A 17,605-nucleotide genomic window follows, 5' to 3' on the forward strand; every position below is an offset into this window, starting at 1 on the left:
CGAGCCGGGTCGGCGGACGGCGACGTAACTCTCGCGAAGATCACCGCAACCAATAATTGAGGAGCCACGACGGCGAGCAGCCACGTCCGCGAGAGCGGCGCCGGTTTAGGCGCAAAGAAGGGCCAGGTAGCCTTGCCTTCGTGCCCCGTCTGTCTGAAGTCATCGCCGCGCTGGAGAACCTGTGGCCCGCCGAGCGGGCCGAGTCCTGGGACGCGGTCGGCACCGTCGTGGGCGACCCCGACCAGGAGGTCTCCCGGGTCCTGTTCGCCGTCGACCCGGTCCAGGAGATCGTGGACGAGGCGGTGAAGCTGGGCGCCGACCTGCTGGTCACCCACCACCCGCTCTACCTGCGCGGTACGACGACGGTCGCCGCCTCCACCTTCAAGGGCCGGGTCGTCCACACGCTGATCAAGAACGACATCGCGCTGCACGTGGCGCACACCAACGCCGACACCGCCGACCCGGGAGTCAGCGACGCGCTGGCCGGTGCGCTGGACCTGCGTGTCGTACGACCGCTGGTGCCCGACCCGGCCGACCCGGACGGCCGCCGGGGCCTCGGCCGTGTCTGCGAGCTCGACCACCCGCTGACCGTCCGTGAACTCGCCGCCCGCGCCGCCGAGCGGCTGCCCGCCACCGCGCAGGGCATCCGCGTGGCCGGCGACCCCGAGGCGACGGTCCGTACGATCGCGGTCAGCGGCGGCTCCGGCGACAGCCTCTTCGACCAGGTGCGCGCCGCCGGCGTCGACGCCTTCCTCACCGCGGACCTGCGCCACCACCCGGCCGCAGAATTCACGGCGGCTGTGGCCCCCAGACATCTCGCGCTGCTCGACGCGGCGCACTGGGCCACCGAATGGCCCTGGTGCGAGCTGGCCGCCGCCCAGCTCGACGAGATCTCCGACCGCCATGGCTGGGACCTGCGGGTCCATGTCTCCAAGACGGTCACCGACCCCTGGACCGCCCACGCGGCGTCCAACCCGCCCACTAGTACTACTGGAGCCCCCAACTGAACGCCGCGCCGGCCGACCAGATCCGACTCCTCGACGTCCAGGCCCTGGACGTCCGCCTGCAGCAGCTTGCGCACAAGCGGAAGTCCCTGCCCGAGCACGCCGAGATCGAGTCGCTCACCAAGGACCACACGCAGCTGCGCGACCTGCTCGTGGCCGCGCAGACCGAGGAGAGCGACACTGCCCGCGACCAGACCAAGGCCGAGCAGGACGTGGACCAGGTGCGCCAGCGCGCCGCCCGCGACCAGCAGCGCCTGGACTCCGGCGCCATCACCTCGCCGAAGGACCTGGAGAACCTCCAGCACGAGATCGCATCCCTCGCCAAGCGCCAGGGCGACCTGGAGGACATCGTCCTGGAGGTCATGGAGCGCCGTGAGTCCGCGCAGGAGCGGGTCACGGAGCTGACCGAGCGGGTCGGCTCCGTGCAGTCGAAGATCGACGACGCGATCGGCCGCCGGGACGCCGCGTTCGAGGAGATCGACGGCGAGGTGGCGACGGTGACGAAGGAGCGCGAGGTCATCGCGGCCGCCGTCCCGGCCGACCTCCTCAAGCTCTACGACAAGCTGCGCCAGCAGCAGGGCGGCATCGGCGCGGCCAAGCTGTACCAGCGCACCTGCCAGGGCTGCCGCCAGGAGCTCGCCATCACCGAGCTCAGCGAGATCCGCCAGGCGGCGCCGGACACGGTGGTGCGCTGTGAGAACTGCCGCCGGATTCTGGTGCGTACGGCGGAGTCGGGGCTGTAGGCGGGTAGCGGCTGAGGTAACGGCTGCGGTAGCGGGTTTTCGGTAAGGGGCGCTGGTCGTGCGGGAGTTCATCGTCGAGGCCGACGGCGGGTCACGGGGCAACCCGGGGCCCGCGGGCTACGGTGCGGTCGTCATCGACGCGACCACGGGGCAGACGCTGGCCGAGGCGGCCGAGTACATCGGCGTCGCCACGAACAACGTCGCCGAGTACCGGGGCCTGGTGGCGGGCCTGCGCGCCGCGCACGAACTCGACCCCGCGGCCACCGTCCATGTCCGTATGGACTCCAAGCTGGTCATCGAGCAGATGTCGGGCCGCTGGAAGATCAAGCACCCCGACATGAAGCCGCTGGCCTTCGAGGCGGCGCGGGTCTTTCCGGCTCCTCAGGTGACGTACGAGTGGATCCCCCGGGAGCAGAACAAGCACGCGGACCGGCTGGCCAACGAGGCGATGGATGCCGGGAAGCGGGGGGAACAGTGGTCGGCGTCGGCTTCCACGGCGGAGCTTCAGGCGGCTGACGCACAGGCCGCTCGCTCTGCGAAGGCCGCGCGGGCTGCGGCCGAGCATGAGCCGTCGGGCCCGCCGGGAGACGCTGCCGCGGGTGCGGCGCGAGCGCGGGCGGCGCTGGCGGAGGGGCGTGCGGCCGGCGATCCCTCCGCCGCCTCCGCTCCTTCTGGTGGCGCAGCCGCGAAGGCCGAGGCCGATGTCAGGGCCGCGCGGAGCGTGGCCACGGTGGGGACCGGCTGGGGCCCCGCCGACATGGGGGCGCCGGCCACCTTCGTGCTGTTGCGGCACGGGGAGACGCCGCTCACGCCGCAGAAGCGCTTCTCGGGAAGCGGCGGCAGCGATCCGTCCCTCTCCGACGTCGGCCGGGAGCAGGCCGAGCGGGCCGGGGCCGCGCTCGCCCGGCGCGGTACCATCCAGGCCGTCGTGGCGTCGCCGCTGACCCGCACCCGGGAGACCGCCGGTATCGTCGCCGCCCACCTCGGACTCGACGTGAGCATCGACGACGGCCTGCGCGAGACCGATTTCGGCGCCTGGGAGGGCCTCACCTTCGGCGAGGTCCGCGAACGCCACCCCGACGACCTCACCGCCTGGCTCGCCGACCCCGAGGCCCGCCCCACCGGCGACGGCGAGAGCTTCGCCGCGACGGCGACCCGTATCGCCGCCACCCGCGACAAGCTGGTCGCGGCGTACGCCGGCCGTACGGTCCTCCTCGTCACGCACGTCACCCCGATCAAGACGTTCGTACGCCTCGCCCTGGGCGCCCCGCCCGAGTCCCTGTTCCGCATGGAACTCTCGGCGGCCTCCCTCTCGGCGATCGCGTACTACGCCGACGGCAACGCCAGCGTCCGCCTCGTCAACGACACCTCACACCTGCGCGCCTGACCCCCGCGCGCCTGACCCCTGCGTTCCTGACCCCTGCGTTCCTGACCCCTGCGTTCCTGAGTCCCGCGCGCCTGACCCCCGCGCGCCTGACCCCCGCGCGCCTGACCCCCGCGCGCCTGAGCCCTGTGTTCCCGACCCCTGCGTTCCTGAGCCCTTGAGCCCGGCCGCCTCCCGCGCCAGCGCCTCGATGCGCCCCCAGTCCCGCGCCGCCACCGCGTCCGCCGGAAGCATCCAACTGCCGCCCACGCAGCCGACGTTGGGGAGGGCGAGGTAGTCGGGGGCCGACGCCGGGCCGATCCCGCCCGTCGGGCAGAAACGGGCCTGCGGGAGCGGGCCGTACAGCGACTTCAGGTACGCCGTGCCGCCCGCCGCCTCCGCCGGGAAGAACTTCATCTCCCGCACCCCGCGCTCCAGCAGCGCCACCACCTCGGACGTGGTCGACACCCCCGGCAGATACGGCACCCCGGACGCGCGCATCGCCGCCAGCAGTACGTCCGTCCAGCCGGGGCTCACCAGAAAGCGCGCCCCCGCCGTGACCGCGTCCGTCACCTGCTCCGGCGTGATCACCGTGCCGGCCCCGACCACCGCGCCCGGCACGGCCTCCGCGATCGCCCGGATCGCCGCCGGCGCGGCCGGCGTCCGCAACGTCACCTCGATCGCGGGCAGCCCGCCCTCGACCAGCGCCCGGGCCAGCGGTACGGCGTCGGAGGGGTCGTCGACCACCACGACGGGGACGACGGGCGCGAGATCCAGGACTGACGTCATGGGCCTCATCCTGCCCAGGGTGAGCACACTGCGCAAAGGTCGTTGCGCATGTTGCAATCCCGATGCGACGGGATGCGGCGGGATGCGGCAGTCGCGGCAGGATGCGGTCGGTGCAGGACCGGGCTCAGTGGATCTCCGTCACCAGCACATCCAGCGTCCAGGCCTTCCCGCCCTTCACGGGCGCCTCGACCTCCACCTCGTACCCGAGGTCCCGCAGCGCCTCCACCAGCTCGGCCGGGTTTTTCGGCGCGGCGCCCTCCGCCAGCAGGCTCCGCACGATTCGCCCCTTCGTCGCCTTGTTGAAGTGGCTGACGACCTTCCGGGTCGGCGCGTGCAGCACCCGTACCGACGCCGTCCGCCCGGCCACCTCGCCCTTCGGCTTCCACGCCGCCGTGTACGCCGACGACCGCAGATCCAGCACCAGCCCATCCCCGGCCGCCTCCGGCAGCACGTCCGCCATCGGCGCCCGCCAGTGCGTGCCGAGCGCGCCGAGGCCGGGGAGCTTCACGCCCATCGAGCAGCGGTAGGAGGGGATCTTGTCGGTGACCCTGACGGCACCCCACAGCCCGGAGAAGACGAGCAGCGACCGGGCCGCCCGCCGCTTCGCCGCCGTGTCCAGCGACGCCAGGTCGAGGGCGTCGTACAGCACCCCGGTGTAGATCTCCCCGGCGGGCCGCGCCCCCGCCGTCCGCAGCTCGGCGTTCTTGGCGACCTCGCCCCGCAGCCCCTCGCTCAGCCCGAGTACGTCGCGTGCCTTGTCCTCGTCGCCCGTGCACAGCTCGACCAGTTCAGTCAGCACGGCCTCCCGGGCCTCGCTCAGCCCCGGCGAGGACAGCGACTCCAGCTTCAGCGGCGCACCCCGACCGGACGAGGCCTTGCCTTCGGAAGGCGGCAGCAGGACAAGCACACGTACTCCTTAGATCGAACTCCGCCACAGCGTACGGCGTGCCACCGGAACACCCCGGCCCTACGCTCGTCGTATGCCCCGCCGCCACATCCGCGTGACCGGCGCCCCCGAGGCCCCCCTCCGGGCCGCCCTCACCGCGCTGCGTAACGAACTCGGCGTCTCGGGAGGCTTCCCGCCCGAGGTGCTCGCCGAGGCCGAGCGGGCCGCGAAGGCTCCCGTCCTCCCTCCCTATGTGGCCTCCGACTCCCACGACGCCTCCGACTCCCACGGCGCCTCCGGCTCCCACGGCGCCTCCGGCTCCCACGGCGCCTCCGGCTCCTACGACGCCACCGACATCCCCTTCTTCACGGTCGACCCTCCCGCCTCCACCGACCTCGACCAGGCGATTCACCTGTCCCGGCAGGGCGCCGGATACCGCGTCCGGTACGCCATCGCGGACGTCGCCGCCTTCGTCGTATCGTCGGGCGCGCTCGACCGGGAGGCGCACCGGCGGGTGACCACCCTCTACTTCCCCGACGAGCGGGTCCCGCTCCACCCCGAGCTGCTGAGCGAGGGCGCGGCGAGCCTGCTCCCGGACCAGGACCGGCTGGCCGTGCTGTGGACGATCGACCTCGACGGGGACGGCCGTACCCTCGCCGTCGACGTCCGCCGCGCCCTCGTCCGCAGCCGGGCCAAGCTGGACTACGCGGGGGTGCAGCAGCGGATCGACGCAGGGACCGCCGAGGAACCGCTGTCGCTGCTGAAGGAGGTCGGGGAGCTGCGGGAGCGGCTGGAGGTGGAGCGGGGCGGGATCTCGCTGCGCGTCCCCGAGCAGGAGATCGTCGAGCGCGACCGTGACCACACCTACGAACTCGCCTACCGCGCACCCCTGCCCGCCGACGGCTGGAACGCCCAGCTCTCCCTGCTGACCGGAATGGCCGCCGCCGACCTGATGCTGGCCCACGGCACCGGCATCCTGCGCACCCTCCCCGCCGCCCCCGACGGCGCGGTCGGCCGACTGCGCCGTACCGCACACGCCCTGCACATCGAGTGGCCGCACCACGTCTCGTACGCCGAGCTCGTCCGCTCCCTCGACCCGCACCGCCCGCACCACGCGGCGTTCCTCCAGGAGTGCACGACGCTGCTGCGCGGCGCCGGCTACACGGTCTTCAGGGACGGGGCGCTGCCCGACATCACCACCCACTCCGCCGTCGCCGCCCCCTACGCCCACTGCACGGCACCCCTGCGCCGCCTCGCCGACCGGTACGCGTCCGAGATCTGCCTCGCGGCCGCTGCCGGTCGGACGGTCCCCGACTGGGTGTCGGCCGCCCTCGACACGCTGCCCGCCCGGATGGCCGAGGGCACGCGGCGCGCGGGCACGGTCGAGCGTGAGTGCGTCGACATCGTGGAGGCGGCGCTGCTCGGGGACCGGGTGGGGGAGGTGTTCGACGGCTGGGTGGTGGAGGTCGAGGAGCGCCGACCCGGCGTCGGGACCGTGCAGTTGGAGTCCCCGGCGATCATCGGCCGGATCGAGGCCGGGCGCGGGGACCGGCTGCCGCTGGGGGAGCGGCTGCGGGCCCGTCTCACCCAGGCAGATCCGCAAGCGGGTCCGGGAGCGGCGAAGGTGCGCTTCGCGCCTGCCTGATCGCCTTGATCTCCCTCAGGAGGCGGTCGGCGTCGTCGGCGTGGCGGCGGACGGGGCGTATGTCCCGACGGCGGCCGAGGGAGGTGAAGTGGCGTACGTGCTCGGTGAGTTCGAGCGTCACGGTGGTCTGCGCCCCGATGGCGACGTCGAGCTCGCCGTTGGCCCGCTCATGGGTGCACGACGGCATGCCGCAGCGTGTGGTCCCGGGTAGTCCCGGTATCCGTTCGACCGCCGCTCGGGCTCGGGCAGCAGCCCTGGTGGTGGTAGTGCCGCACGGTGCGCCTGGTGACGCCGACGGCGGCGGCGAGTTCCCCGATCCGCATGGGATCAGTAGAGACGTTGAGGTTGACGTTGACGTTGCGGCAGGGGCAAGCGAACGCCTCCGGCGAAATGGAACCCGGACCGCCAGGTGTTACCCGGATCAGGTGTTACCCGGATCAGGTGTTGCCCGGATACGAGACAGGGGGTGCGATGTGGGTGAACAGGCGCGGTGGACCAGGGCGCGGCTCGGCCGGGGCGGGCCCCCGCTCGATCTGCTGACCGCACGTTTCGACCGGCATGTGTACGCCCCGCACGCCCATGACGAGTTCACGATCGGCGTCTGCGTCGGCGGCAGCGAGGTCATCGACTACCGCGGCGGCCGGATCCGTCCCGGCCCGGGCTCCATCGTCGTACTGGCACCGGGAGAGATGCACACGGGCCGCCCGGCGGCCACCGAGGGCTACGCCTACCGGGCCCTGTACGCCGGGACGCCACTGCTGACCGACGGCACCCTCGGCACCGCCGTCCCGCACTTCCACGACCCCCTCCTCGACGACCCCGAACTGGCCACCGCCCTACGCCTCACGCACACCGAACTCGCCGCCTGCCCCGACCCCTTGGAGGCCGAGTCCCGCATCCCCTGGCTGCTGACCGCCCTGGCCCGCCGCCACTCCACGGCCCGCGCGGCGAGCGACACGGTCCCCGGCGCTTCCGGCATCGCGCACGCCGTACGCGACCGCCTCGCCGACGAGCTCACGGCCCCGCCCTCCCTCGCCGCCCTGGCCACGGACCTCGGCCTCTCCCGCTACCAGCTCCTGCGCGCCTTCCGTACGACGATGGGGGTGCCGCCCTACGCGTGGCTCGCCCAGTACCGGGTGAACCGGGCGCGCGGTCTGCTGGAGTCGGGCCTGCGCCCGGCGGAGGTCGCGGGGCTGGTCGGCTTCGCGGACCAGGCGCACCTCACCCGCTGGTTCCGCCGCGTACTCGGCGTGACCCCGGCGGCGTACCGCAACAGCGTTCAAGACAGCGGACGCGGGCCCGGCCGACACTCGGCCGCATGACTGCACGTGGCTGGTTTCTGTTCGCCCTGATGGGCGTGGTCTGGGGCATCCCGTATCTGCTGATCAAGGTGGCGGTGGGGGCGGTCTCCCCGTCGGTGGTGGTGTTCACGCGATGCGCGCTGGCCGCCGCGCTCCTGCTCCCCTTCGCGATCCGGCAGGGCGGCCTGACCCGGACGGTACGACGCCACTGGCGCCCGATGCTCGCCTTCGCCTGCATAGAGATCATCGGCCCCTGGTGGACCCTGACCGACGCCGAACGCCACCTCTCCAGCTCCACGGCAGGCCTGCTGATCGCGGGCGTGCCGATCGTCGGCATCGCGCTCGCCCGCTTCTTCGGCAGCGACGAGCATCTGGGCGGTCGGCGCCTGACCGGCCTCGGCCTCGGCCTGGCCGGCGTGGCGGTCCTCACCGTCCCGCACCTCACCGGCGGCGACGCCCGCTCGCTGGGCGAGGTGCTGCTGACGGTGCTCGGCTACGCCACGGCCCCCTTGATCGCGGCGCGCCGGCTGAAGGACGTACCGTCCCTCCAGCTCACGGCACCGTGCCTGGCGCTGGCCGCGCTGGTCTACGCGCCCGCGGCGGCCCTGACCCGGCCGTCCTCGCTCCCCTCGGCCGAGGTCCTGACGGCGCTGGCCGCCCTGGGCGTGATCTGCACGGCGGTCGCCTTCGTGGCCTTCCTGGAGCTGATCAAGGAGGTGGGTCCGACGCGGGCGACGGTCTTCACCTACGTCAACCCGGCGGTCGCGGTGGCGGCGGGGGCGGTGTTCCTGGACGAGCCGCTGACCACCGGCATCGTGGCGGCCTTCGCCCTGATCCTCGCGGGATCGGTGCTGGCGACGAGCGGTGGCCCGAAGAGGGATGCCCGCCCGGTAACATGGTCGACACGGCAGACGAGCCGGGCGGACGGCCGCGTGGAGGCCCTTGTGGACCTCCCCGAGGAACGTCCGGGCTCCACAGGGCAGGGTGATGGCTAACGGCCACCCGGGGTGACCCGCGGGACAGTGCCACAGAAAGCAAACCGCCCAGCGCTTCGGCGCTGGGTAAGGGTGAAACGGTGGTGTAAGAGACCACCAGTGCCCAGGGCGACCTGGGCAGCTAGGTAAACCCCACCCGGAGCAAGGTCAAGAAGGGGCCGCCTTCTCGCAAGAGGGGCGACCCTGCGCGGACGTTCGAGGGCTGCCCGCCCGAGTCCGCGGGTAGACCGCACGAGGCCGGCGGCAACGCCGACCCTAGATGGATGGCCGTCGCCCAGGGCTCCGCGAGGAACCCTGGGAACAGAACCCGGCGTACAGCCCGACTCGTCTGCCGCTCCGCGTCCTGTCGGGCGATGAGCGGGTCCAGGCGATGAGCGGGCCGGTCCTTCAGCGCCCGGCGGCCTGTCAGAGTGCGTCCACCGCGCTCACCTTCCACCCGTCGTCCGTCCGCGACATCGTCATCCGCACCCGGTTCAGGTCCAGCCGCGAGCCCGAGACCTGCGTGCTCTCGGTGACCTGGTTGACGAAGAGGAGGATCACGACCTTGTCCGGGGCGGCCGAGACGACGGAGGCGGCCGGGGAGCCGCCGGAGGCAGGGGCGGCGACCGTCGCCTTCACCACGCCGCGGTACTTCTCGGCGGTCGGGCCGACCACGGTCTTCGTGGTCTTCCCGTACTCGTCGCGGAAGTCCCCGGTCAGATGGGTGCGGGCCCTCGCGAAGTCCCGGTCCAGGTGGCGGTAGTCGTACGACAGGACGGCCGGTGCCGCCTGGCGAGCCGCCGCGACCGCCTCGGCCCGGGCGCTCTCCGTCAGGTGTCCGTCCCGGTACTGCCACCCCAGGACGGCCGCCGCCACCAGGCCCGCCGCGAGCAGGACCGCGAGCAGTGCGGTGAGCACTGCGGTGAGCGGCCTTTGGTGCCTGGACGTGCCAGGCTCCTCCGACGGGTCGGCCCCCTCGGACTCGAAGGACTCCGGCGACGGCTCGGGCGGGTCGGTCCAGCCGTTCTTCGGGGCGTCGATGAGTACGGTGCGTCCGGCGGCCGTGGGCGCCGGGTCCGGTTCGCGGTGGCCGCGCTCCGCGCGCTTGGCCGCCGCGCGGGCCGCCGCCGTCATCGTGCGCCGGGTGGTGGTGCCGGGGGTGCGGGCGGTGGTTGTCTTCGGCATCGTCGTGCTCCTGAGTGATGTCCTTGCCGGTGGTGCCGGTGGTGCCGGTGGTGTCGGTCAGCCGACGAACTCGACGTCCGACGTCAGCCAGCGGCCGTCCCGGTGGACCAGGTCGAGCTGCAGGCGGTAGTTGCGCGCCTCGCCCTTCGGCGCCGCCGTGTTGGTCACCTTGCTGTCGGCCACCACCAGGACGCGGGCCGAGTCCTCGTCGGAGCGGACGATGCCCGCCTCCAGGACCTGGCCCTCGGAGACGGACCTGTTCGTCGCGACCAGCCGCGTCAGCTGCTGCGTCTGTGCCGCGAACTGCTTCTTGAAGTCGCCGGTCGCGCCCGCCAGGACGTTCGCGCTGTCGCGGTCGTAGTGCCGGTAGTCGAGCGAGGTGAAGTTCAGTGCCGACTGGCGGGCCGCGGACAGGATGTCCTGGTGGCGCCGGTCCGTCTCGTGTTGTGCGTAGAGGCCCAGGGACAGCCAGATCGTCAGGGCTGTGGTCAGGGCGGTCGCCGTGACGAGGGCGGCCGTCAGCCTCCTCGGTCGCTTCAGCTTCATGCCATGGGGCCAACGAGCAGCCATTGCCACGACTCCTTTCCGAACACGGCCCGCTGGCCGCCCGTCGTGCCGATCTTCAGGGCCCTTCCGTCCGGGCCGGTGGTGGTGCCGGTCTGTGGGTCGTACGGGGTGACGTACGCCGCCTGGTTCGCGCCGCCGTACGAGGTCGATGCGCCGGGGGCGTTCTGCGCGCCCCTCACCGACGACTCGCTTCCGCGCGGCAGTGTGCAGCGGGCGTCCGTGTTCGCCTCGCGTGTGCTGGTGTCCGCCGGGTCGCGGCGCCTCGTGCCGTAGCCCTGGGTGCAGGCCGGCGGGTCGTCGGCGTTCACGACCAGGCCGAAGTGGGTCGTGCCGTCGCCTGGGATCACCGTGTAGCTGCCCGCCACCATCGCAGGGAAGGTGACCAGGGCCTGTTCCACGCCGGGCAGCCGGGCCAGCGTCACCCGGCCGCCGCTGATCAGATTGGCCAGCAGGACCGACAGGCGCGGCGAGAGCGACTTGAGCAGGGAGTTGACCTCCTGTGCCGCCGGTCTCGCGTTGCCGATCAGCTTGCGCAGGTCCCCGTCGCTCGCCTTCAACTGGGCCGACAGGGCGGCCAGATCGTGTGCGAAGGACTTGATCGAAGAGCCCTGGTCGGCCTGTGTCTTCAGGACCTTCCGGGAGTCCTCGATCAGCGCGATCGTCTCCGGCAGCGCGTCCGACGCCGACTCCACCAGCTCGTTGCCCGAGTTCACCAGGCGGCTCAGGTCCGGGCCGGTTCCGGCGAAGGCCTCGCCCAACTCGTCGACCGTCACCCGCAGGTCCTTCTTGCCGACCGAGTTGAGCAGGCGGTCCAGGCTGAGGACCAGGTCGGTCGTCGGCAGCGGTACGCGGGTGTTCCGACGCGGGATGCCGCTGCCGTCCAGCAGGTACGGGCCGTGCGAGGCGCGCGGCTGCAGGTCTACGTACTGCTCGCCCACCGCCGAGCGGTTCGCCACCACGGCGAGGGTGTCCGCCGGGATGCGGGGCGCGTCGTCGTCCAGGTCCAGGGCGATCGACACCCCGTCCTTGCCCGACAGGTGCAGGGTGCCCACCTTCCCCACCGGCACCCCGCGATACGTCACCTCGGCGCCGGGGAAGAGGCCCCCGGAGTCGGCGAAGTCCGCGCGGACCGTGTAGCCGCGGTCCAGGACGTCGTCCACCAGCCCCGTGTACTCGGCGCCCACGTACGACACTCCCACGGCGGTGAGGGTGGCGAAGGCCAGCAGTTGGATCTTGACGGTACGGGTGATCATGGCCGGACCCCCTTCAGCATCAGCTCGGCGAGTTCGAGGTCGATGCCCTCGGGCCAGTCGCCCTCGGCCATGTAGTTGGCCGTGCACACCGGCGGGCAGAGCAGGTCCTCGCCGCCTCCGGACGGGGCCGACGGCGCGCTCGGGCCGTTCGGCAACGCCGTGGGCGTCGGCACACCCGGCAGCTCAGGGGCGTTCGGGAGATCGGGTACGTCCGGGGTCCCGGGGAGCTCGGGGCCCTCCTCGCCCCCGTCTCCGCCGTCCCCGCCCGGCCTGCCCGTCAGGTTGCCGTAGATCCCCGCCAGGTCGAGGTCCGCCGTGATGTGCAGGTTGACGTAGTCGCCCTTGATGGCGTCCACGGCGTTCCGGGGGAACGGGTAAGTCGTCAGCAACTCAAGGGAGTTGGGCAGGTCATCGCCCGCCCTGTTGAGCTGTTGCAGGATCGGGCGGAGCTGTCTGAGGTTGGCGACCGCGTCGTCGTGGGAGGCGTCGACCACCTTGGTGCCCGTCCGGCCCAGCTTCGACAGGGCCGTCAGCATCCTCGTCAGGTCGCGGCGCTGGTCGGCCAGGACCTTGAGAGCCGGCGGCATCTCCTCCACCGCCTCGGCGATGGTCTCCTTCTCCTTGCCGAGGCGCTTGGCGAGTCGGTCCACGGCCTTCAGCGCGCGGACGATGTCCGCCTTCTGCCTGTCCAGGCCGCCCAGGAAGACGTCCAGCTCCTTCAGCAGCGACCTGACCCGGTTCTCCCGTCCGGCCAGCGCCTTGTTCAGCTCCACGGTGATCGTCTTGAGCTGGGCCACCCCGCCGCCGTTGAGCAGCGCCGACAGCGCGGACAGCACCTCCTCGATCTCCGGGTTGCGGCCACTGCGGGACAGGGGGATCACAGCGCCGTCGCTCAGACGGCCGACCGACGCCGTGCCCGTCGGCTTCGACAGCGCCACGTACTTCTCGCCCAGCATGCTGGTCTGACGTAGCTCCGCGATCGCGTTGCCGGGCAGCTTCACCGAGTCGGCGACCCGGAGGCGTACCTTCGCGTGCCAGCCCTGCAACTCCACCTTCTCGACGGCGCCGACCGTGACGTTGTTGACCTTCACCGCCGACTGCGGCACCAGGTCCAGTACGTCACGGAACTCGACGGTCACGTGGTACGCGTGGCCGTCCGAGGCCGCGCCGCCGGGCAGTTGGACGTCGTACCAGCCGTTGAACCCGCAGCCGGAGAGGAACAGCGAGCCGACCGCCGCCCAGGCCACCGCCCCGCCCTTGCGCAGCCCGCTCATGCGCTCGCCCCCAGGATTCCGCCGAGGGTGCGGTCGACCGTGCCGGTGACCGCCGGTCCCTGGGGCACCTCGGGCAGGGAGGCGAAGAGGTCCCTCAGGTCCCGGCAGTCGGTCTTCTCCCCGGTCGTCCTCAGGATCGAGCACAGCAGCGACGCCGGATCCTGCGCCTGGTCGGCGTTGTTGCGGGTGTCGAGGGTGCCGGACGACGGGTTGTAGGCGTTGTTGAGGTTGGACAGGCCGGTCGGGGCCACCTCCAGCAGCTCCTGCAGCGCCGCCCGTTGGGTGACGAGCACCTTGGTCACCTTGCTGAGCCCCTCCACGTTCGAGGTCAGGGAGTTCTTGTTCCTCTTCACGAAGGCCGACACGTCACCCAGCGCCGTCCCCAGGTTCTTCAGCGCGGCCGCCAAGTCCTCGCGTTCGCCCGCCAGCTGCCCGGCGACCTTCGCGAGGCTGCTGTTGAACGACCGCACGCTCCGGTCGTCCGCCGCCAGCGCCGCCGTGAACACCTGGAGGTTGCGGATCGTGCCGAACAGGTCGGTGCGGCCGTCGGAGAGCGTCGTGACCGCCGCCGACAGGTCCTCGACCGTCTGGTTGAGGTTCTTGCCCTGGCCGTCCAGGTTGTCCGCGCTCACCCCGAGCAGCCGGGACAGGGCGCCGTCCTTGTTGGCGCCCTTGGGGCCGAGCGCCTCGGCGGTGGTGTGGAGGGAGTCGAAGACCCGGTCCAGTTCCACGGGTACGGCCGTACGCGACTCGGGGATCTCGTCCCCGGTCCGCAGCACCGGACCGCCGCCCCGGTACACCGGCAGCAGCTGTACGTAACGGTCGCTGACCACCGAGGAGTTGATGATCGCGGCCTGGGCGTCCGCCGGGACCTTGCGGTCCGCGTCGTACTCCAGCTCCACCCGTACCCGGCCGCCCTCCGGCGTGATCCCCTTGACCTCACCGATCCGGACACCCAGGACGCGGACGTCCGAGCCGGGGTAGATGCCGACCGTGCGCGGGAAGTACGCGGTGACACGGACCGGCTCGGGGCGCGGCCACAGGACGTACATGAGCGCGGCGATCAGGGTCAGTACGGCGAGCAGGGCCGCGCGCCTCTTCCAACGGCCGCTCATCGCACCCCTCCCGTCCTCGGCTCCACCGGAGCGGCGACCAGGTTCTGGACGTAGGAGTCGAACCAGCGGCCGTTGCCCAGGGTGTTGGTGAAGAGCCGTACGTACGGCGCGAGGAGCCTGATGCTCCGGTCCAGACTGGATTGGTTCCGTTCGAGCATGTCCACCACGCCGTTCAGGCCCTTGAGCGCGGGCCCGATCTCCTTGTCGTTGTCCTGGACCAGGCCGGAGAGCTGGATGCCGAGCGCGGCGGAGCTCCTCAGCAGCCGGTGGATGGCCTCGCGCCGCCTGCTGATCTCCTTGAACAGCTTGTCGCCGTCCTTGACCAGGGCCGTGAAGTCCCCGGAGCGGTCGGCCAGGACGCCCGTGACGCCGTTCGCGTGGCCGAGCAACTCGCGCAGCGCCTTGTCGCGCGAGGCCACGGTCCGGGAGATCCGCGACAGGCCCTTGAGGGAGGCCTGCACCTCGTCCGGTGAGTCCTCGAAGGTGGCGGAGAGGGTGTCCAGGGCCTTCGCCACGCGGTCGGTGTCGACGTCCTCGGTCGTCGTCGTGAGGTCGCTGAAGGCCTGTACGACGTCGTAGGCCGGGACTGTGCGCTTCAGCGGTATCTCGCTGCCGGGCTTCAACTGGCCCTTCCCCCTGGGGTGCAGGGCCAGGTACTTGGCGCCGAGGATCGTCTTGACCCGGATCGACGCGCCGGTGTCGCCGCCGAAGCCGGGCTCGCCCTTGATTTTGAAGGTGACCTTGACGTGGTCGCCGTCCAGATCGACCTCCTCCACCTTGCCGACCTTGACCCCGGCGATCCGCACCTCGTCACCCGGCTTGAGCCCGCCAGCCTCCGCGAAGGCCGCGCTGTACGTCTCGCCGTCGCCGATCAGCGGGAGGCGGTCGGCGTTGAAGGCGGCCACCGTCAGCAACGCCAGGACAGTGAGGCCGACCGCGCCGATGACGACGGGATTGCTCCCCCACTGCCTGAAAGGCGTGGGAGGTGCCCCCACACGGAACGGGGACAGGTGCGGGCGGCGGATGCGCGGGAGCCGTATGCGAGGCGGCTCGACGTGCACCTTGAACAGCGGCTGCCGGCGGGGCCTGCGGCGCGGCAGGAGCCGTACCTTCGGCAGACGGATCTTCGGTAGCCTCGGCGGCTCGACCCGCACCCTGAACAACGGCTCCGGACGCTGCTTGCGGCTCATGCCCCGCACCTCGCCCTCGCCACATGCATCTCGGGCGTGAGCACCTGCTGGGACGTCGACTCCGTCTTCGGCAGCACGATCCGGCCGTCGAAGTCGCACAGGTAGAAGTTGAACCACGAGCCGTAGGACGCCGTCCCCGTCAGCTCGCCCAGCTTGTTCGGCAGCCGCTTCAGCACGCCCTCCACGGTCTTCTCGTTGTCGTTCAGCGTTCCGGTGAGGTCGGTCAGCTCGGCGAGGTCGTCCTTCAGCGGTGGACGCGCGTCCTTCAGCAGCCCCGAGGTGGCGTCCGTCAGGTCGCCGATGCTCACCAGGGACTGCCCGATCGGTTTGCGGTCCGCGGACAGACCCGAGATGACCCGGCGCAACTGCTTGAGCAGCCCGGAGAAACGGGCGCCGCGCTTGTCGAGGGTCTCCAGCACGGTGCCGAGGTTGTCGATCACCGAGCCGATCAGCTTGTCGCGGCCGGCCAGCGTCGAAGTGAGCGACGCCGTGTGCATGAGCAGGCTGTTGACGGTGCCACCCTCGCCCTGGAGCGTCCTGATGATCTCGGTGGCGAGCTGGTTGACGTCGTTCGGGCTGAGCGCGGCGAACAGCGGCTTGAAGCCGTTCAGCAGCGCGTTGAGGTCAAGGGCGGGCCGGGTGCGCGACAGCGGGATCGTCGCGCCGGGGCGCAGCAGCCGGGTGCCGTCGCCCGTGCCCTCGGTGAGTGCGACGTACCGCTGGCCGACCAGGTTGCGGTACCGGATGACCGCACCCGTGCTGGTCGGCAGCGGCCGGTCCTGGCTGACCGTGAAGGTGACCTCGGCCAGCGTCCGGTCCTTGATCCGGATGCCCTCGACCTCGCCGACCCGAACCCCGGCCACCCGGATGTCGTCGCCCTCCGCCAGGCCGGTGACGTCGCTGAACACCGCGTGGTAGCGATGCTCCGGGGTGAGGGAGATGTTCACGATGGTGGCGGCCAGCAGGGCCGTCGCCACCACCGTCACCAGCGCGAAGAGGCTGAACTTGATGAGCGGGGCGGCCGTCTGCCGGGCCCCTCCCGTGCTCCTCATGCCACACTCACCGCCGTCCCGCGCGCCAACGGCCCGAACAGCAGCGTCGCGACCGGCGGCACCTCGTCGGCGGGCACGCCCAGGACGGGCGCCACCAGCGAGCCGACGGCCCGCTGCTCGGCCCGGGTGGCGGACGCGCCGAGCGGGCCGGACGCGGCCGAACCCCCTGACCGTGAACCGTCGTTGAGGTGAGCGCCGGGTGCCGGCACCGGCGGATTCGGCAGATCGCGGCAATCGGGCCCCGACCGCTCGCCGTAGCGCGGCTCCTCACCGGGTTCGTACGCCCCCTGCTGCCGTACGACCTCCAGGGTGATGTGCATCTTCCCGCCCCGGAACGCCCCCTCCGAGGCCCTCTCCTGCCGGACCAGACCGGCCAGCAGACACGGGTACTCGGGGGAGTACCGGGCAAACAGCTCCAGCGTCGGGCGCGAGACCCGGCCGAGGGTGATCAGCCGGCCGCCGTTCACGTCGAGGAAGTCCTCGGCCGTGCCCGCGACGGTCGCCGTGGTCTTCAGTGCGGCCGCCAGCCGGTCCTTGTTCTCGACCAGCGTGCGGCTGGTGGTGACCGTGTTGCGCAGGAGCTCCATCAGGTCGGGCGCCGCGTCGCCGTACAGCTCGGCGACCTCGGCGAAGCGGGCGATGTCCGCGGTGAGGGACGGCAGATGGGGGTTGATGCGGCGCAGGTAGGCCTCCAGGCGGGTGAGGTTGTCGCCGATGCGGTCGCCGCGGCCTTCGAGGGCGGTGGCGAAGGCGGAGAGCGTGGCGTTGAGCCGGCCGGGCCGCACGGTGCGCAGCAGGGGCAGCAGGTCGTTCATCAGCTGCTGCACCTCGATACCGACCCGGGTGCGGTCCTGGGTGATGACGTCGCCGGCCCGGATCGGGCGGGCGGACGAGGCGCCGGCACCGGCGGGCGGCACCAGGTCGACGTACTTCTCGCCGAACAGCGTCTTCGGCAGCAGCCGCGCGTGCACGTCCGACGGGATGTACGCGACGTGCTCCGGCCTGAGCGCGATGTCGAGCGTCGCCTTCGTCCCGTCGGCCCGCACCTCGCGCACCTCGCCGACCAGCAGTCCGCGCAGCTTGACGTCGGCCCGTGGATCGAGCTGGTTGCCGAGGCTGTCGGCCTCCAGGGTGATCCGCACGACCGGCGTGAAGGCCTGGCGGTAGACGGCGACCGACAGCCCCAGCAGCAGGGCGAGCACGGCGATGAACACCACGCCGTACAGCCGCAGTCTCAGCACCCTCATACGGCGCACCCTCATTC

15 protein-coding genes, 1 other RNA gene and 3 pseudogenes are annotated in these 17,605 nt (G+C 72.0%); 7 read left to right on the plus strand and 12 right to left on the minus strand.

The genetic code is table 11. The features are described 5' to 3' along the window. Positions 1–140 precede the first annotated feature (140 nt). The 3 genes from POF73_RS15415 to POF73_RS15425 are packed head-to-tail and all read left to right on the plus strand — an operon-like array spanning position 141 to position 3,134. Positions 141–1,007, plus strand: coding sequence for a Nif3-like dinuclear metal center hexameric protein (locus POF73_RS15415; RefSeq protein ID WP_272115330.1), 867 nt, complete (start codon positions 141–143; stop codon positions 1,005–1,007). Beyond that, entirely contained in the window at positions 1,004–1,747 is a 744-nt protein-coding gene (locus POF73_RS15420) for a zinc ribbon domain-containing protein (RefSeq protein WP_334313605.1), read from the plus strand. The genes POF73_RS15415 and POF73_RS15420 overlap by 4 nt, the downstream gene beginning before the upstream one ends. A gap of 58 nt (positions 1,748–1,805) precedes the next feature. Beyond that, entirely contained in the window at positions 1,806–3,134 is a 1,329-nt protein-coding gene (locus POF73_RS15425) for a bifunctional RNase H/acid phosphatase (protein ID WP_272115332.1), read from the plus strand. Between the two features lie 141 nt (positions 3,135–3,275). Here the strand turns inward: POF73_RS15425 and eda are convergent. Together eda and yaaA are read right to left on the minus strand one after the other, a co-directional pair. Continuing rightward, a pseudogene (eda, locus tag POF73_RS15430) lies at positions 3,276–3,899 on the minus strand (bifunctional 4-hydroxy-2-oxoglutarate aldolase/2-dehydro-3-deoxy-phosphogluconate aldolase); the annotation flags it as partial. Positions 3,900–4,023: 124 nt separating this feature from the next. Then, the gene (gene yaaA, locus POF73_RS15435) at positions 4,024–4,806 is read right to left on the minus strand and encodes a peroxide stress protein YaaA (RefSeq protein ID WP_272115333.1); all 783 of its coding nucleotides are present in this window, start codon (positions 4,804–4,806) and stop codon (positions 4,024–4,026) included. Between the two features lie 73 nt (positions 4,807–4,879). Here yaaA and POF73_RS15440 point away from each other — a divergent pair, with 73 nt between their 5' ends. After that, positions 4,880–6,430 (plus strand): RNB domain-containing ribonuclease, encoded by a 1,551-nt coding sequence (locus tag POF73_RS15440; RefSeq protein WP_272115334.1) that lies wholly within the window; start codon positions 4,880–4,882, stop codon positions 6,428–6,430. Here the strand turns inward: POF73_RS15440 and POF73_RS15445 are convergent. Beyond that, entirely contained in the window at positions 6,369–6,617 is a 249-nt protein-coding gene (locus tag POF73_RS15445; RefSeq protein ID WP_272115335.1) for a hypothetical protein, read from the minus strand. The genes POF73_RS15440 and POF73_RS15445 overlap by 62 nt on opposite strands. Beyond that, positions 6,608–6,753, minus strand: a pseudogene (locus POF73_RS15450) (MerR family DNA-binding transcriptional regulator); the annotation flags it as partial. The pseudogene POF73_RS15450 and the gene POF73_RS15445, both read right to left, overlap by 10 nt. Before the next feature lie 150 nt (positions 6,754–6,903). Between POF73_RS15450 and POF73_RS15455 the strand changes: the two are divergent. From POF73_RS15455 to rnpB, 3 genes and pseudogenes are all read left to right on the plus strand, one after another. Then, entirely contained in the window at positions 6,904–7,752 is an 849-nt protein-coding gene (locus POF73_RS15455) for a helix-turn-helix domain-containing protein (protein ID WP_272115336.1), read from the plus strand. After that, positions 7,749–8,528 (plus strand): annotated as a pseudogene (locus POF73_RS46230) (DMT family transporter); the annotation flags it as partial. The gene POF73_RS15455 and the pseudogene POF73_RS46230, both read left to right, overlap by 4 nt. Before the next feature lie 115 nt (positions 8,529–8,643). Further along, positions 8,644–9,057: RNase P RNA component class A (gene rnpB, locus POF73_RS15465), an RNA gene on the plus strand. A 74-nt stretch (positions 9,058–9,131) separates the two neighbouring features. Here the strand turns inward: rnpB and POF73_RS15470 are convergent. The 8 genes from POF73_RS15470 to POF73_RS15505 are packed head-to-tail and all read right to left on the minus strand — an operon-like array spanning position 9,132 to position 17,588. Further along, positions 9,132–9,890, minus strand: coding sequence for a hypothetical protein (locus POF73_RS15470; RefSeq protein WP_272115338.1), 759 nt, complete (start codon positions 9,888–9,890; stop codon positions 9,132–9,134). A gap of 57 nt (positions 9,891–9,947) precedes the next feature. After that, entirely contained in the window at positions 9,948–10,436 is a 489-nt protein-coding gene (locus POF73_RS15475; protein WP_272115339.1) for a hypothetical protein, read from the minus strand. Continuing rightward, entirely contained in the window at positions 10,433–11,710 is a 1,278-nt protein-coding gene (locus tag POF73_RS15480) for an MCE family protein (RefSeq protein WP_272115340.1), read from the minus strand. Before POF73_RS15480 ends, POF73_RS15475 begins: the two co-directional genes overlap by 4 nt. Then, a complete protein-coding gene (locus POF73_RS15485) occupies positions 11,707–12,984 on the minus strand; it encodes an MCE family protein (protein ID WP_272115341.1) in 1,278 nt (425 codons plus the stop codon). Before POF73_RS15485 ends, POF73_RS15480 begins: the two co-directional genes overlap by 4 nt. Then, a complete protein-coding gene (locus POF73_RS15490; RefSeq protein WP_272115342.1) occupies positions 12,981–14,099 on the minus strand; it encodes an MCE family protein in 1,119 nt (372 codons plus the stop codon). The genes POF73_RS15485 and POF73_RS15490 overlap by 4 nt, the downstream gene beginning before the upstream one ends. Beyond that, positions 14,096–15,289, minus strand: a complete 1,194-nt coding sequence (locus tag POF73_RS15495; protein WP_272115343.1) for an MCE family protein — start codon at positions 15,287–15,289, stop codon at positions 14,096–14,098. The genes POF73_RS15490 and POF73_RS15495 overlap by 4 nt, the downstream gene beginning before the upstream one ends. Next, positions 15,286–16,341 carry an MCE family protein gene (locus tag POF73_RS15500; RefSeq protein ID WP_272115344.1) on the minus strand — a complete coding sequence of 352 codons (1,056 nt, stop codon included), beginning with the start codon at positions 16,339–16,341 and terminating at the stop codon, positions 15,286–15,288. Before POF73_RS15500 ends, POF73_RS15495 begins: the two co-directional genes overlap by 4 nt. After that, a complete protein-coding gene (locus tag POF73_RS15505) occupies positions 16,338–17,588 on the minus strand; it encodes an MCE family protein (RefSeq protein WP_272115345.1) in 1,251 nt (416 codons plus the stop codon). Before POF73_RS15505 ends, POF73_RS15500 begins: the two co-directional genes overlap by 4 nt. Positions 17,589–17,605: the final 17 nt, after the last annotated feature.

This window comes from Streptomyces sp. HD (assembly GCF_028369295.1).
Taxonomy (GTDB): Bacteria; Actinomycetota; Actinomycetes; order Streptomycetales; family Streptomycetaceae; genus Streptomyces.

Coding starts and splice junctions, on each gene's coding strand:
- POF73_RS15440 (WP_272115334.1), top strand. CDS start 4,880: ATGCCCCGCCGCCACATCCGCGTGACCGGCGCCCCCGAGGCCCCCCTC.
- POF73_RS15445 (WP_272115335.1), bottom strand. CDS start 6,617: ATGCCGTCGTGCACCCATGAGCGGGCCAACGGCGAGCTCGACGTCGCC.
- POF73_RS15470 (WP_272115338.1), bottom strand. CDS start 9,890: ATGCCGAAGACAACCACCGCCCGCACCCCCGGCACCACCACCCGGCGC.
- POF73_RS15475 (WP_272115339.1), bottom strand. CDS start 10,436: ATGAAGCTGAAGCGACCGAGGAGGCTGACGGCCGCCCTCGTCACGGCG.
- POF73_RS15480 (WP_272115340.1), bottom strand. CDS start 11,710: ATGATCACCCGTACCGTCAAGATCCAACTGCTGGCCTTCGCCACCCTC.
- POF73_RS15485 (WP_272115341.1), bottom strand. CDS start 12,984: ATGAGCGGGCTGCGCAAGGGCGGGGCGGTGGCCTGGGCGGCGGTCGGC.
- POF73_RS15490 (WP_272115342.1), bottom strand. CDS start 14,099: ATGAGCGGCCGTTGGAAGAGGCGCGCGGCCCTGCTCGCCGTACTGACC.
- POF73_RS15495 (WP_272115343.1), bottom strand. CDS start 15,289: ATGAGCCGCAAGCAGCGTCCGGAGCCGTTGTTCAGGGTGCGGGTCGAG.
- POF73_RS15500 (WP_272115344.1), bottom strand. CDS start 16,341: ATGAGGAGCACGGGAGGGGCCCGGCAGACGGCCGCCCCGCTCATCAAG.
- POF73_RS15505 (WP_272115345.1), bottom strand. CDS start 17,588: ATGAGGGTGCTGAGACTGCGGCTGTACGGCGTGGTGTTCATCGCCGTG.